The sequence below is a fragment of the Paenibacillus sp. DCT19 genome (genome assembly GCF_003268635.1).
In the GTDB taxonomy this organism is placed as follows: domain Bacteria; phylum Bacillota; class Bacilli; order Paenibacillales; family Paenibacillaceae; genus Paenibacillus.
The window spans coordinates 1,900,302-1,914,460 of sequence record NZ_CP029639.1 but is presented as its reverse complement, the minus strand read 5'-3'; the positions used below and the strand labels follow the sequence as shown (position 1 = coordinate 1,914,460).

Below are 14,159 nucleotides of genomic sequence, written 5' to 3'. Positions count from 1 at the left end.
TCCCTCTCATCGTGTTTCTGTATGGTTATGAACCATTTATTCTTCAGAACAAACTTTCTTCGTGAGACTGAATTGTCGTGAAGATTAATTCTTCTGCTTGAGGATCTCAGCAAGCGCTGTATCCAACGTATTATATGTGAATACGAAGCCTTCATGCTCTAATCTCTCGGGAATGACCCAACGACTTTTGAGCACAAGTTCTGTCTCCGTGCGAATGATGCGAGCACCGAATTCTAACATCCAGCGCGGTGAAGGAAGCCCCCATCCCACATTCAATTGTTGTCTGAGCGCTGCCATCAATTGGCGATTGGTAACAGGATGAGGTGAAGAGGCGTTGAATACACCTTCCAACTGAGAATGCTCCTGTAAATAGATCACCATCCGAAACAGATCCTCGATATGAATCCAACTGAACTGCTGCCGCCCAGAGCCCTGAGAACCACCTAGTCTAAAACGAACCAGATTCGTTAAAGGCTCCATAACCCCGCCATTCCCAGCACAATGGCAATTCGTAGTGCAATCTGCCGGGTAGAAGGCAAACTGAATTCAAAAAAAGCTTGCTCCCATGCTGTAGCCACATCCACGGAGAAGCCTGTACCAATCTCGCCGTCCTGTTCCGTCATAGGTCGATCCTCAGCATGTCGATATATTGTAGCTGTGCTTGAGTTAATCCATAGTTTAGGAGGGTTGTTGCAGGCCAAGACACTCTCCCCAAGGATACGTGTGGTTTGTGTGCGGGACTCCAGAATGATTCTACGATTCTCTTCTGTGTACCTACAGTTCACGGATTTTCCAGCCAGATTAATTAATAACTCGGCACCTTCCAGCGCTTGAATAATGCCTGCTCGATCCTCCCAGGCTATATGACCAGACTGGCGTGAGATAATGAATACCTCATAACCTAATCGCTTAAATCGCTGAGCAAAATCCTGACCCACAAAACCAGTTCCACCTGCCAAAACGACCTTATTCATTCCATCCCCTCATTTCCAAATGGGTATAAGACGATTAACGTAGGGTACGTGTTCACAACGCAACGGAATTCACAAACAACCTTTTACATGTGGCTAACACAGCATCAGCTAATTCCATAATCGAATGAATATTTATTTTGCTCCCATAGCAGCATACAATCGATCACGCTCTTGAATCGCCCAATCATTGGCAGGATTCTGCTCCAATTGATATCGCAGCTCATCATAAAAATCATGGATCATGAATCCATCCGGCAACGCCCCGAGCATAGCTTCAAAATGATACTCCGGTAAAGCTCGACGTCCTTCAGCGATCTGCTTCAACCAATCCATCCACATCGCCAGTGTCAGCACTTCTTCTTGCCACAACTCCGCCTGTAATCCGAGTGCATCCTGAAATTGCTCATATGTCGAGTTATCTGGATATTGACGGCAAGCCTGTACAGCAAGTTCATACAGCTCACTTACTGCAGGACGAACATTCGACCGCAGCGTAATCTCCAAGCCATTCATGAAATCCCGAACCTGAATCGTCTGTCCGTCATCGTATAATAATGGCGCCTGTGCCAGTAGACGTACAATTTCTTCCATATCATTTATTGTAATCTGGTTTTGTTCGTAGAAAGATACTAGTTTAAATGCAGTAATGACCGTTCACTCCTATATCTCGTTCTTCTATATTAACGCCACATATTATATCATGGTTTGGCTTTGAAATATTTGAACACTTCAATCGTTTCTTCCAGATCTTCAGAGCTTGAATAGATATTCATGACTTTACCAATCTCGATGCCAAAATCAACATAAGCATTAGCCTTAGCCGTTATAATGTGGCCATCTACGACAACATTGGTATTCATATACACTCCTTGGGTAGTGATGTCTCTCATCTGCGCCTCTGCGTTAGTCGTAAAGCATTTCCCCTCCAGCACTTCTGCTTGACCAAGCAGTAATGTTCCAGAACAGATAGCTGCAATTGGAGTCGTTTGTTCATTCAGGATGTGAAGAAAGTTCATCAACTCTCCTCTCTTAAGAAGTGAGGTTACATCCCCTCCGGGAATAATAAACAGCTCCACCATGGATGGATCAACCTGATTCAAGATCAGATCCGGATTGACGGACAACCCTTCATACGAACCAAGAGCGCCCTCATCCAATGCAACGGTAATTACGTCACCTTGGGTTTTCATGAAATAACTGGCTAACATAATTTCAAACGAAACATAACCTTCAAACAACAGGATGTGTGTCTTCATTGTATCCGATTCCTTTCTTTCCCCACGTTCTTCCAACTATATCCTATTGTACTACATATTCCTGTTCTTATAATAAAAACAGCCACAGAGCGCATTTGGCACTCCATGACTGTAAATCTAAATCAACGCCTTGATCACGGCTAAATATTCACGAATCATATTGATTGGTTTGAGGTAGCCTGGCGATGAAGCCGAGATGCCATATTCAGCAGAGTAACCACTTTTAACCGCTAAATACTTGGCACGGAACATGTGATAATCACTTGTAACAATCATGATCTCAGGATTCACTATCCCGGATTGATCAATTATCTTTTTGGAGAAAACTAAATTCTCTCTTGTCGAAGTCGAGCGATCTTCCATAATAATCCGATTGGCGTTAATTCCTTGAGTCATCAGATACGTTTTCATAGCAAGGGCTTCCGTGATGTCTTCTCCTGGCCCCTGACCTCCGGAAACAATAACGGGGATCTGCGGATGGGCTTGAATATAATCCAGACCAGCATCCAATCGTTGTTTGAGCGTAAGTGATAGCTCGGTTCCTTTAATACCCGATCCTAATATGATGATATAATCCGCTTCTTCCTGATCATTTGCACCCAATTGGGTAAATACAAGAGCTTCAATAATGATAAACGAAACTGCTACAATCCCTAGTCCGGACAAAATAATACGTTTCAGCACAACATGTTTCTCGTAATTGATACGACGCAATATCATAAAGGCCACACTGATCGCTCCAAAAAACGTGACTGCAAAATTCCTACCCCAGAACACTAGAAATATAACTAGACATACAAGTAAAATAATATCAATGAAAAGTCCTTTCTCTCGTAAAAATGTTGTAATCTTCCTCATGCTTCTCCTCCCTATGCCTTGATTATCTTGAGCTCAGGCCACCGTTGTTGCCAGCACTTCTTCTCTACCCGTTGATTATAATAATCTGCATCCATGAAGAACGGGCTTTTGCGTACGATCAACTGATACAGATCCTCCAGTCCATGTGGAGCACAGATGCAAATGTTATCCCGTTCGTCAATCCGTACACCTATAGCTGTAACGATCTCAGGCCAAAACTTGAGGGCATCCTCTGTCGACTTATAGGGCTTGGCATGGTTACGCTGATGCATCCTTGCCTGATTTTTCACAGACCATTTGGGATTGCCAGTAACCTGTTGAAGCTTTTTTTCCATCATCGTATCCCGATCTTCGCTTATATCTTCTGCATCATAATAGACTACATCAATATCGTCGTGTAGCTCACGATGATCGTATCCATGCAGTTCATCCCATATATAGTTACGGACGTATCCTGCTCCAATGTAGCACTGCGGCAGATGAAGACTGCGAACATGTTGCAAATCTTGCATCATGATCTTATTTTGTTGAATGGACTGAATGCATCTCTCTTCGTGCAGGATATGAATCCTCTCCTTGCTTTTCTGAATCTACTCTTTAATCCCTTACACACTTATTCATTTAAAACATTCATGTCAAATATACCATGTTTATATATGCTCGATAAAATCGACGAGGTTCTCAGTGCATTGATATATTCACATAAATTGACAATTCGGACGATTGGCTATAACATACCAGATATAATGATCGTTCTATCTTCTAGCGGAAGGAGTATGATTAATGATGAGCAGCAAAAAGGAAATGCTGTTAAACGTAGCTGAAAAGTTGTTCTATCTCCATGGATTTCATGCCATCGGTTTAAAGCGTATTATTACAGATGCCGAGATCGCGATTATGACACTATACAATCACTTTGAATCGAAGGATGCTCTTATTGTCCAAGTACTTCTGCGGCGGGAGCAGCGCTATCTCGAACAACTGCGGCAATATGCGGATAATCAATCGAAGCCCCTCTTCCTTAATTTGGCTGAAGGACATGCACGCTGGCTCATGGAATATGAGAACAGAGGATGTTTGTTTTTGCGTGCTAAAGAGGAGTTCGGAGCGGACGCCAATCATGTCATTGTACAAACCGTAAATGCACACAAAAAACATGTAATGACCCTGATCAAAAAATTAAATCCCTCAGTGAGTGAAAGAGAGCTATTGCAGTTTATCCTGCTACTGGAGGGCTCGACTGCACTTGCCGAAACGGAAGATGTTAATGAAGTCTGCAGAGAACTGATTCACATGACGGAAAAAAGTTTCAAATCCTAGTACACAGGGTGAGTTAGTATTTCAACTCACTTTTTTATTTCGCAAGAAATATAATGATCGTTCTATCTAAAAGGCGGTGAATAAAATGAAAAAAATTATCTTTCCAGGCATTGCACTTATCGCTGTATGTTACGCTTTTGGGCGTTTCAGTTATGGGCTGTTTATGCCAGAGATCTCAGAAGCGCTGCAATTAAACGATGCTGCTTCGGGCGCGATTAATTCGGGAACCTACATTGCGTACTGTCTGTCACTTCTGACTGCTCCGTTGATCATTAATCACAGAGGGCATCATTATGTTCTTCAATTGGCTGGGATCAGTGCCGTGCTTGGATTAATAGGTATCGCTCTGTCTCAGAATGCATGGGTGCTTGCACTTGGTATCTTTCTCGCTGGTCTGAGCACAGGCTGGGCGTCCCCCGCACTCGGCAATACCGTTAATGCCGAACTTGCACCTCATCTGCAGGCGAGAGGCAACAGTTGGATCAATACAGGAACCAGCTTCGGAATTGTTGTCTCTGGTCCGCTCTACTGGCTGTTCACCGATTACTGGCGTTTAACCTACATTTTATTTGCCGCGATTGGCATTGTCGTTCTGTTATGGAATAGACGAGTCATCCCAGCGACCAAAACGCTTCCTTGCACCAAATCGATCTGGGCATGTATGAGACCAACCAGACCCGGTGCTGCGTTACTTATGGCTTGCCTGTTAACAGGCTTTAGTTCTGCAATTTACTGGACGTTTGCCCGAAACTTCCTTACAGACGAAAAAGGAGCCTCCGATTCGGAAGCTGTCCTGTTCTGGATCGTTATGGGAGTCATGGGTATACTCGGTGGATGTGCTGGTCGTATTATTGAACGGATTGAAATCCGCCGGGCTTACCGACTAGGCATTCTGCTCTTATCCCTCTCACTTGGGGTTATTCTGCTGCCTTCGATGACTGCTAGTCTGACTTCAGCGATCATGTTTGGCAGCACATATATATTCCTGACTAGTGTATTTATCGTTTGGGCGACAAGACTCTTCACGCCAAATGTATCCATTGGGATCAGCCTTGCCTTCCTCGCACTCGGCGTTGGACAATTCTTAGGCTCTTCCATGGCAGGCTACACCATTGAAACGTTCTCCAACACAATTGCGTTTCTGACTTTTGCTGTACTGGGCTTATTTGGATTATTGATTCGAGTAAAATAAACTTGCGGGCACAGATATCCGTCACTTCACGATGCGAATATCTGTGTCCACACCATATTGAAGCTTTACCTCTGTAAATGTTGACTTGCTTCCCTGTCCAACAGGAGATTGTGCGACAATACCCACCTTAATCTCTTCTGGACAATCCATGCCGAAATATCGAACCAGCTTCCACTTCTCGCCATCCTGTGAATAATGAAACGCAAAGCTGTTGCCTGCGCGCGCAATGCGCAAATATGGCTTGTTCACATCTACAGGGGATGATACGCAATCATCCGAATTCTCCCGTGTCACAACACTCAGAATAGAAGGCTGACCTTCGAAAAATTCAAAACATACTTTAGCCCAGTGTACATCATCCGCCATAATCATCAGACATCCAGAATCATACTGTTCTCTCATATCGACCTCTACTCTTGCAACGATACTGAAATCGCCCTTAATCACTGTATGTAGGTATGGTGCAGAAGATTTAACCGCCGCACCCGCTGGATCAATGAAAAAATCACTTACCGGTGGAACCGTAATTGTGACTACTCCATCCTGAATGAACCACTCCGCTGGCTCATTCAACCATTGTAAATTGGAGGATAACGTTTGGCCTGAACATTGCTCAAATAGATTCATGAATTTCAACACCTCTGGTCGTTGGATTAGGAAAGCTCGTTTCTCTATCGTATTCGTTAAACAACGGGATTTATCCTGTAAATAAATTGAATTGAACGAAAGAATGATTTTTTTTACACCGATTTCCTACGACTCTATCTAAGTACGTGTTCCCTTCGTAATCTAACGCGACCTTTCTGAACAACCTATATAAGGCTCAATTATGCGCTCATCCCATACCTGAACTTCAATGTAACGCTCGGGGCCAAGATCGCCCTGACGGTTCCACTCCTGGGGCCATCCATATTGACGGATCACGTCCACAATTTCGCTTTTGGTATGCACCTGTCTTTCCGTTCTCAATCAACATGTGAATCTCCCCTTTCATCTTTGATTAGGTTAGATACCAGCATAACCAACAACAGACCCAAGTTCTTAGCGAAGAACTTGGGTCTTGCTGTATTAACCAACGATTCCAGAACGCTCGATACTTTCAACGAAATACCGCTGTACAAACAAATACAAAATAATTAACGGTGCAATTGCGAGCAAAATGCCAGTGTCTACAATCATCGCAACATAGTTCGGGTCTGCCTTCATACCAGAGTTGGAACCAAAGCCCATCAGTTGCGGAATCAATTGGTTTGCCTGTGCAGGTAATGAAGCCACCTTAAGTGAGATAAGTGGGCTCTCGCTCATGAACAATGCCGAGTAGAATGTATCGTTATACTGCCATACAAATGAAAACAGAATGACTGTAATCAATGGTGATATGGCATTGGGTAACATAATTCTAGCAAATGTTCGAAATCCACCCGCACCGTCAATCAATGCGGCTTCTTCAATCTCTTTAGGCATGCCTTTGAAGAACTGACGGAAAATATAAATGAACAAACCTGCCTTTAGCCCTCCCGCAGTTGCTGCTGTAATAATGGAAGGCCAGTACGTATTGAGCAGATTAATCCCATCTCGCCCGGTAAACAGATGAATAATACCGATAAAGTCGAAGCTACGGAAGTGCAGATACATCGGCACCATCAAGGTGCTGGTTGGCACCAAAATCGTAAGAATGACGAGTACAAATAACACATTACTGCCCGGAAAAGAAAAACGTGCAAACCCATATCCAGCAAGAGCACAAGATATTGCCGTGAGTATGGTGGTGATGGTTACAAATAAGAGCGTGTTCGCAAGCAAAGGAAGGTAATCCATCACCTGCGCCGCAAGTTTAATATTATCCAACGTGAAATGCTGCGGAATCATATAGATTGTTGGATTATAAATATCCTGCTTATCCTTGAAGGTAACCGAAATTTTGAGAAACAATGGATATAGAATAATAAACGAAATTCCAATGACCAGTGCATATCGGAAGATGGAATAGAGCAGATCCGATGTTTTGTTTCGCACCCTATGCATATGAACGTTTTCTTTGGGGACGACTACCATGCGATCTGTTCCGGACGCAGCCATAGTCTAATGCCTCCTTCAGGCGTAATCTAAACGGTCTGTTAGTTATAATGAACTCGCCGGGACAACACCCAGCCGACAACAACCAGCACGAGTCCAATGACGATCGTGTATAGCCAGGACATCGCCGAGCTGAGACCGAAGTTTTGGGTTTTGAATGCCGTCTGATAAATAGCCTCCGTAACCGGACTTCCAGCAAATGAATCGATAATAGTATAGATCACATTCGTCAGAATCAGCGGGCTGACCATAGGGAATGTAATTTTCCAGAACGACTCATAAGCTGTCGCACCTTCAATCTTCGCTACCTCGTACATTGAACCAGGCACCGATTGCAGTGCGGCAAGAAAGATCAGAATCTGTACGCCTGAACTGCTGACAATCTCGTAAATACGCATAATGGCTTCCACAATATAATCAACATAAGCCATAGGTAATCCCACGTCAGACAGCATGCGCACAATGGATACCACGTTGAAGGAAGCCCCTCCGTCCACAGACGAATCAATTGCAGAGGCATCCCCCATCATATTGATCAACCCCGCAGACTCAGCCGCTGCTACTGCACTTGAAGCCAGAATAACAGGGAGAAAGAAAATTGCACGCGCCATCGTTCTCCCCTTAAACTTCTGATTCAATAACGTCGCCGTGAACAAACTAAAGAACAGGATCATCGGAACATTCAGCAGCATCGCACCGACCGAATCTAACAAAATACGGTTAAAGGTGGCATCGACCAGGATTGCATCCTTGAAGTTTTTCAACCCAACGAAATCCAGTACATATCCTCCAGGGGCAACCGATAAATTACTCAAACTGAACCGAATCGATTGCAGCAACGGTGTTACGAAGAGAAAGATGAAGCCTATCAGCCAGGGTGAGATAAACGCAAGGCCAAGCAACGCTCTCCGTGATTTTAGCGATAATCGAATCGTTCTCATCGGTTGACTCCTTTCAGCGCGTAATCCGCCGCATCCACAACGATGTTATCCACCGTAACCGGCTCAGAGGTATAGTTAACGAGGATCTGTGCACCACCACTGTAATTGACCTGCACGACCCCGTCCTGTATCCGCTTATGGTCTACAATCGTTTGGGTTCTCAAACCACGGAGCACTTCATTGGCTTCTTGATATAGCTCTACAGCCTCATCCACCCAGTATGCATAGTCCGTAGCATACGCCGAATCGTAATTCGTCAGCTTCATAAGAGACGATGGTTCATAAGTCCATTGAAATTGCGGTGCTGCTCCGAGCTCCAGACTACGCAGCAATTGTTTGCGTAGATCTTGATCTCCCGATGTATTCATAGGTGAGCCAGCATAGTCTTTGTATCCATGAATGACCATCTCGTAAAAGGGTACTTCCTCATCGGTGATATTGAACCGGCTTGAGCCTCCTGGCACATCCACAATATGCTGAGCGTAGCCCCAGGCATATGCATTAGCCGATGAAAGCATCATATTCGGGTAAGTCTGCTGTAACTTTTCAAGCTGTTCTTGCACAATGTTCTTCGCCGTCTCCCTATGAATAACCCGACTATCCCGATAGTCCGAGCTTAACACCTGACCGAGATCACGCAGGGATAACCCTTGTAGCTCCAACTTGCCAACCTTCTCAGCGAATTCACTGACTACATAGGGAAGCTTGGCTGCTGAGAGTAGGTAGTAATCGTCTCTGCTCTGATCCATTCGGTTCAAGGCAGGATTGTATGGATACAACTGGGCAGTCTCCTTGGTGACAAAACGCGTCGCATCTGCGGAAGGTGCAAACCGAGAGTCATTGTGATAGATATGCTGAAAGGCCACATCCGGGAAAAGCGCACCCCCTGATTCACGCAATTGTTCAGAGAGCTGCTTCAACTCCGACGAACTTCCCACTTCCGAATCCAGCTTCACTCGTGTTGGCGTATGGTGACTGTATCCTCCACCAAACCATCCCTGATATCGCATTTGCACATGCTTCAGGCCCTTTTGCTGAAGTTCTTCTGCAATGGTACTCGCCTGCTCGTAAGTGGTCATCGCTAATGTGGTGCGATAAGGCACCCCAAGGAAAGAAGCTCTTTTGTCCACCGCACCAAGCACGTTCACATAGAAAGGAATATCCTCTTGATCAACCAATGGTTTCAATACATCTTGATTCATTAGCTGCTGCTGATATAACCTTGCCATTCCGGAATAACTGGCATCATTCCCTTGAAGGAATTGATAGCGTACCTGAATATCTCCACGAAACGGCTCTTCACTAAGCAACTGAATCTCCTGTATTTTCTGTGACGTATACATTTCCAATTCATCTTCACCGCGTAAGGAGAAGCTGCTATATACATGGTTGTAGCTATTTTGTCTGCCACCGATATCCGCTGCGATGCTAGCCATCGCATCACCCTTCTCAATGATGGCAAACCACGCACGATCACCGTTCTTCAATCCAAAGACAGGCATACGAGCAGACTCACTTACTTGAGGACGACTGAGAGAATTATCGTTGGGATCCATACCGTAGACACGTTGAACATACTGATCTTCCTTGATCTTCCCATTGTTGAGATGAATCAGGCTGCCCGAACCGTCAGGTACAAACATATATCCCTCTTCCTCAGCATCGGCAGCACCAAAATAAGCGAGCAGATCGATATTGCGAATGCGGTATTGCCCACTCTCTTTCACCTGACTCAGTGGTACCGTTACAAGAAGTGTCCCTTCCTCTAACCGGTACTCTACTGGAATTTCGAAACTAGGCTTCTCCGATGCACCTCCACCCTCGACACCATTCTCCTGATTGTCATAGGCTAGATCTTCTTCGCTGTATCCTGCGGTCTGGAATGCATCCAGCATCTTGTTTAGAACAAGCTGTTTAGATATCTGTCCGTCCAGTCTTTCCAGTACCTCCGGATTCGCTTTGCTTGGATAATAACGAGCGGAAGTATATCGCGCTGCAGTTTCATCCAGCTTGGAGAGAACCTTTTCTTCCAGCCGCTGTTTACTGATCAGTTTAGGCAACGCATTAATGCCAAGCGATGTATCCCCGAGGGTATAATTCACGCGAACTCCCTGTTCAATGTTGGATGCGACAAATTGTTTGTTACTAATACTGGAGCTAAAATTAGGATAATTCTCTAACGTACCGATTGCATCACGGAAGGAAACGTTGAGCTGAGAGGATAACACCTCTTTCTCATATCCCGAGGCCAGACCATCCTCATTCCGCGCTTCCGGATTGCTGTACCAGATCTGTCCGCTATTTCCGTCTCGAACCGCTATTTCGGTCGTCTCTTCATTGTAGTAGAGCGCGAGACCCGCATCCTCGGCCACCAGCTTCATACCCGGTACGCCCTCAGATGAGTCTGTCAAGAAACGAAGTGCCTCCACCTCGGTTGGCTGCGCTTCTGTTGTCGTCTGGACATAAGCTGCAACTTCTACAGCAGGAATGCCCCGGTTATTTATATACAGCAGCCCGGCTGCAATCATCACCACAGCTATACCGCCGGCCAGCACCGTATATAGTCGTTGCTTTTTGTTCACCGATGCCGCCTCCTTTACGTCCGAAAAATCAATTCGCGATAGATATTGTAGCCAAATTCGAATAGTTGCTGAAGCATGCTAAACACCAGCGCACCAAGGAAAATGATAATCCCCATAACAATAACGGTCAGCACCATCGTAATAACGGTTTTGATAACAGTATACTGGTGTACCGTCATTGTACCGATGAACAACAAAAGCACAAACCAGATGAAGGCAATCGTCGTTGCTAGATAATAGAAAGCCGTTTCTTCCTGAACCATAAACCGACTAATCACAATCATCGGTGCATAAATCAAAATAAGTGGGATAAGCGAGTAACCTGTCGCCAGCACAATCTCTTTGAATTTGCCTTCACCCTCCATCAGGGTTGTGATGGCCCAATTGGCTGTACACCAGAGAAAGAACGGCACAACAATCGTTAAGATCTCCTGAATGCTGTTCAGTGTCCGCGGGTCCGAATAGTTGACCAGAAAACCTGCGTACTGTTTTTGCAAAATCATAATCATAATCGTCAGCACGAGTGCACTAAAAGCAACAGCTAACCTACCCCGGTTATCCGACTTCAGATCCCAGAATGCATCAATGGGGTGAAAAATGAGGTGCAACGGAAACTTAATGTAATCCTGCTTCACGATCGATCTGCCTCCTCCGTTTCCATTTAACCGCCAATCGAACAAGGATCAGAACAAAGACCGCCACAATAGCAACCGTTAGAAATGTGCCAAAATTCTCCTTCATGACCTCTCTCCGATGTCGTTTGAATGCGACAGAATAACTCTTGCGATCCATGCCCAGCTCAAAGTAACCAAGAGCCTCTTCGTTTTTCTTCTCCATCAGCAATGACTTACCGATGCCAATATATGCGATATCATAGTTAGCGTTCAGCTTAAGTACCTCTTTCCAGAGATGCACGGCCTCCGTGTCCTCGCCCTGATAATGCAGAGTGACAGCCTGATTCACCGTTGAACCGAATCGAGTGGGCTCATAGACTACCAAATTGCTTTTGCCCCGATCCAGCACTAACGAATGATCACCGGATTGCTCAATTGCAACAGGAGTCTTGAGTGTACCAACCTGGTTACCCTTGCCCCCGTAGATATACAGCAGATGGCCTTCATCATCATAAGTGAACACTCGGTTCTGCGTGGCGTCCAGCACACTGTACATGCCGTTGCCTAACACCTTCACATCAATTAACTTGGATGGGCCAGTGCTATTGCGGAAGCGGATGTCTCCCTTGACATCGTAGTAACCGAATCGTTTGAGCACATCCTCGCCCGACGGATTCAAGCGCTTGATTGGCTCGTTCGAACCTGGATCAATGTTAGTTGCATATACGAACCCTTTATGGTCGATATCTGCATTCGAGAACTCGGTAGGTACAAATAGAACCATCTGAGCCCGCTGGGCTTTAGTTGAAAACATGCGCCAGATATATTCGCCATAGTCCCGTTCAACCTTATTTGTTCCTACATAACCAATGAATTGACCGTTCTCATCAAACTGCATAATGCCCTCATATACACCTTGTGCCACAACGTATACCCGGCCCACACGATCCACGGTCAGCTTCAAAGGCTGAAACTGAAAATCAGTCGCTAAAATGTCCGATTCTGGCTTCGTAATGGTATGTACCAGGTTCCCTTCTGCATCTAACACTACGACGCGACTGTTGCCGGTATCTGCAATGTAAATCTGTTCATTTTCATCCACAAATAGTCCGCTCGGAACGCTAAATGCCTCCTTGCTGCCATCCAGCATAAAACCATCAATAACCCGTAAGAGCTTATATTTCGCATCCAAGACGACGATGCGGCTGTTCCCACTGTCCAAAATATAGATCTGACCGGATGAAGAGACGTTCATATCACCAGGATCTTTGAATTCGCCAATCCCCAGATCGCTGCCTGAGATCGTTCGCTGAGGCAGGTAAGCATCCGGTGAAGGAACGGCTTCTTTCCAGTAGTTGTAGTTGTAGCTGTCATACGGCGCCGGGGAGGCTGCCGCAGGCATGGCATTCACCAGCAACAGGGATACTGCCGCCAGAAGACTTAGCCATCTTTTCACTGTGCGTGCCATATCGTTCCCCCTTAATCCTTCATGCCTGAGCTTGCCATCGTCTCAATGATGCGGCTCTGCGAGAAAATAAACAGCGTAATTGGCACACTCATCAAGATCAATGCAACCGCTGCACCTGCTCCGGCACGGGAAATTCCGCCCTGAATGATCTGCCCTGCAGCATAATGCAAGGTCTTCAACTGCTCACTATAGATATATCCATTGCCATCGCTTCCCCACAGCATCTGGAATAACAGAATAATCAAAGTAAGCCACGCTGGCTTCACATTCGGCATGACGATCGACCAGAAAATGCGATACTCACTTGCGCCATCAATCTTTGCTGCTTCCAGCAATGCATCCGGAATCTGTTCCATGAATTGCTTCATGAGATACAGACCTAGCGAATAGGCAAATGCCGGAATGATAACAGCCCAATACGTATCGATCCATCCTAACCATGACATGATCATATAGTTCGGGATTGCCGTCACGGCAGGTGTGAACATCAGGGAAAGTACAACCACCTGAAACATGAATACTTTGCCCGGGAACTTGTGTTTGGCAAGTGGGTATGCTGCCGCAGAAGCCAGTAGCACGTGACCCACGATGCCGATTCCTGTAATAAATACCGTGTTGAAAATATAACGTGAGAATGGAACCCATGAATCGCTAAGCAGGTTCAGCAAATCGGTGAAGTTGCTTAACGTTGGGTTTTTAACAAATAGGGTCGGTGGAAAAGTAAAGATCTCATCCAGTGGCTTGAACGCATTGTTGATCGCATAGATGAGAGGCAGTACCATAAACGCACCGAACACCAGTAGAAGGGCAAACAGGGAGATGCTTCCGGATAATGAGCGGTTCACCCGCTTTTTGGCTGTTGTAATGGCGGCCATATC

Annotated in this window: 14 protein-coding genes and 1 pseudogene; 2 read left to right on the top strand and 13 right to left on the bottom strand. The window is 45.4% G+C overall.

The features are described from left to right. Positions 1-84: 84 nt before the first annotated feature. The 5 genes and pseudogenes from DMB88_RS08610 to DMB88_RS08590 form a co-directional block, all read right to left on the bottom strand. Positions 85-974 (bottom strand): annotated as a pseudogene (locus tag DMB88_RS08610) (TIGR01777 family oxidoreductase). Between the two features lie 132 nt (positions 975-1,106). Beyond that, positions 1,107-1,565, bottom strand: a complete 459-nt coding sequence (locus DMB88_RS08605; RefSeq protein WP_128101031.1) for a hypothetical protein — start codon at positions 1,563-1,565, stop codon at positions 1,107-1,109. Positions 1,566-1,672: 107 nt separating this feature from the next. Then, positions 1,673-2,230 (bottom strand): DJ-1/PfpI family protein, encoded by a 558-nt coding sequence (locus DMB88_RS08600; protein WP_128101030.1) that lies wholly within the window; start codon positions 2,228-2,230, stop codon positions 1,673-1,675. 117 nt (positions 2,231-2,347) lie between these two features. After that, positions 2,348-3,088, bottom strand: a complete 741-nt coding sequence (locus DMB88_RS08595; RefSeq protein ID WP_128101029.1) for a YdcF family protein — start codon at positions 3,086-3,088, stop codon at positions 2,348-2,350. Between the two features lie 11 nt (positions 3,089-3,099). After that, positions 3,100-3,603: a nucleotidyltransferase family protein gene (locus DMB88_RS08590; RefSeq protein ID WP_254438508.1), complete on the bottom strand. Its 504-nt coding sequence runs from the start codon at positions 3,601-3,603 to the stop codon at positions 3,100-3,102. A 268-nt stretch (positions 3,604-3,871) separates the two neighbouring features. Between DMB88_RS08590 and DMB88_RS08585 the strand changes: the two genes are divergently transcribed. Next, entirely contained in the window at positions 3,872-4,408 is a 537-nt protein-coding gene (locus DMB88_RS08585; protein WP_254438507.1) for a TetR/AcrR family transcriptional regulator, read from the top strand. Between the two features lie 85 nt (positions 4,409-4,493). Next, positions 4,494-5,600: an MFS transporter gene (locus tag DMB88_RS08580; RefSeq protein ID WP_128101027.1), complete on the top strand. Its 1,107-nt coding sequence runs from the start codon at positions 4,494-4,496 to the stop codon at positions 5,598-5,600. 21 nt (positions 5,601-5,621) lie between these two features. Here DMB88_RS08580 and DMB88_RS08575 read toward each other — a convergent pair whose 3' ends face one another. The 8 genes from DMB88_RS08575 to DMB88_RS08540 all read right to left on the bottom strand — a co-directional run bounded on the left by DMB88_RS08575 (position 5,622) and on the right by DMB88_RS08540 (position 14,156). Beyond that, a complete protein-coding gene (locus DMB88_RS08575) occupies positions 5,622-6,227 on the bottom strand; it encodes a DUF1349 domain-containing protein (RefSeq protein ID WP_128101026.1) in 606 nt (201 codons plus the stop codon). A 162-nt stretch (positions 6,228-6,389) separates the two neighbouring features. After that, the gene (locus DMB88_RS08570; RefSeq protein ID WP_128101025.1) at positions 6,390-6,569 is read right to left on the bottom strand and encodes a hypothetical protein; all 180 of its coding nucleotides are present in this window, start codon (positions 6,567-6,569) and stop codon (positions 6,390-6,392) included. Between the two features lie 99 nt (positions 6,570-6,668). Then, a complete protein-coding gene (locus DMB88_RS08565; RefSeq protein WP_174715275.1) occupies positions 6,669-7,679 on the bottom strand; it encodes a carbohydrate ABC transporter permease in 1,011 nt (336 codons plus the stop codon). 38 nt (positions 7,680-7,717) lie between these two features. Beyond that, a complete protein-coding gene (locus DMB88_RS08560; protein ID WP_128101024.1) occupies positions 7,718-8,617 on the bottom strand; it encodes a carbohydrate ABC transporter permease in 900 nt (299 codons plus the stop codon). Continuing rightward, the gene (locus tag DMB88_RS08555; RefSeq protein ID WP_128101023.1) at positions 8,614-11,199 is read right to left on the bottom strand and encodes a DUF5696 domain-containing protein; all 2,586 of its coding nucleotides are present in this window, start codon (positions 11,197-11,199) and stop codon (positions 8,614-8,616) included. The genes DMB88_RS08560 and DMB88_RS08555 overlap by 4 nt, the downstream gene beginning before the upstream one ends. A 14-nt stretch (positions 11,200-11,213) precedes the next feature. Further along, positions 11,214-11,834 carry a Yip1 family protein gene (locus DMB88_RS08550; RefSeq protein ID WP_128101022.1) on the bottom strand — a complete coding sequence of 207 codons (621 nt, stop codon included), beginning with the start codon at positions 11,832-11,834 and terminating at the stop codon, positions 11,214-11,216. Then, positions 11,815-13,281, bottom strand: a complete 1,467-nt coding sequence (locus DMB88_RS08545; protein WP_128101021.1) for an NHL repeat-containing protein — start codon at positions 13,279-13,281, stop codon at positions 11,815-11,817. The genes DMB88_RS08550 and DMB88_RS08545 overlap by 20 nt, the downstream gene beginning before the upstream one ends. 11 nt (positions 13,282-13,292) lie before the next feature. Then, the gene (locus tag DMB88_RS08540) at positions 13,293-14,156 is read right to left on the bottom strand and encodes a carbohydrate ABC transporter permease (RefSeq protein WP_128101020.1); all 864 of its coding nucleotides are present in this window, start codon (positions 14,154-14,156) and stop codon (positions 13,293-13,295) included. Positions 14,157-14,159 lie beyond the last annotated feature (3 nt).

Excerpts from the sequence above, each read along its gene's own strand:
- DMB88_RS08545 (WP_128101021.1), bottom strand. The coding sequence starts at position 13,281 with ATGGCACGCACAGTGAAAAGATGGCTAAGTCTTCTGGCGGCAGTATCC.
- DMB88_RS08565 (WP_174715275.1), bottom strand. The coding sequence starts at position 7,679 with ATGGCTGCGTCCGGAACAGATCGCATGGTAGTCGTCCCCAAAGAAAAC.
- DMB88_RS08605 (WP_128101031.1), bottom strand. The coding sequence starts at position 1,565 with ATGGAAGAAATTGTACGTCTACTGGCACAGGCGCCATTATTATACGAT.
- DMB88_RS08595 (WP_128101029.1), bottom strand. The coding sequence starts at position 3,088 with ATGAGGAAGATTACAACATTTTTACGAGAGAAAGGACTTTTCATTGAT.
- DMB88_RS08590 (WP_254438508.1), bottom strand. The coding sequence starts at position 3,603 with ATGATGCAAGATTTGCAACATGTTCGCAGTCTTCATCTGCCGCAGTGC.
- DMB88_RS08560 (WP_128101024.1), bottom strand. The coding sequence starts at position 8,617 with ATGAGAACGATTCGATTATCGCTAAAATCACGGAGAGCGTTGCTTGGC.
- DMB88_RS08585 (WP_254438507.1), top strand. The coding sequence starts at position 3,872 with ATGATGAGCAGCAAAAAGGAAATGCTGTTAAACGTAGCTGAAAAGTTG.
- DMB88_RS08600 (WP_128101030.1), bottom strand. The coding sequence starts at position 2,230 with ATGAAGACACACATCCTGTTGTTTGAAGGTTATGTTTCGTTTGAAATT.
- DMB88_RS08575 (WP_128101026.1), bottom strand. The coding sequence starts at position 6,227 with ATGAATCTATTTGAGCAATGTTCAGGCCAAACGTTATCCTCCAATTTA.
- DMB88_RS08580 (WP_128101027.1), top strand. The coding sequence starts at position 4,494 with ATGAAAAAAATTATCTTTCCAGGCATTGCACTTATCGCTGTATGTTAC.
- DMB88_RS08540 (WP_128101020.1), bottom strand. The coding sequence starts at position 14,156 with ATGGCCGCCATTACAACAGCCAAAAAGCGGGTGAACCGCTCATTATCC.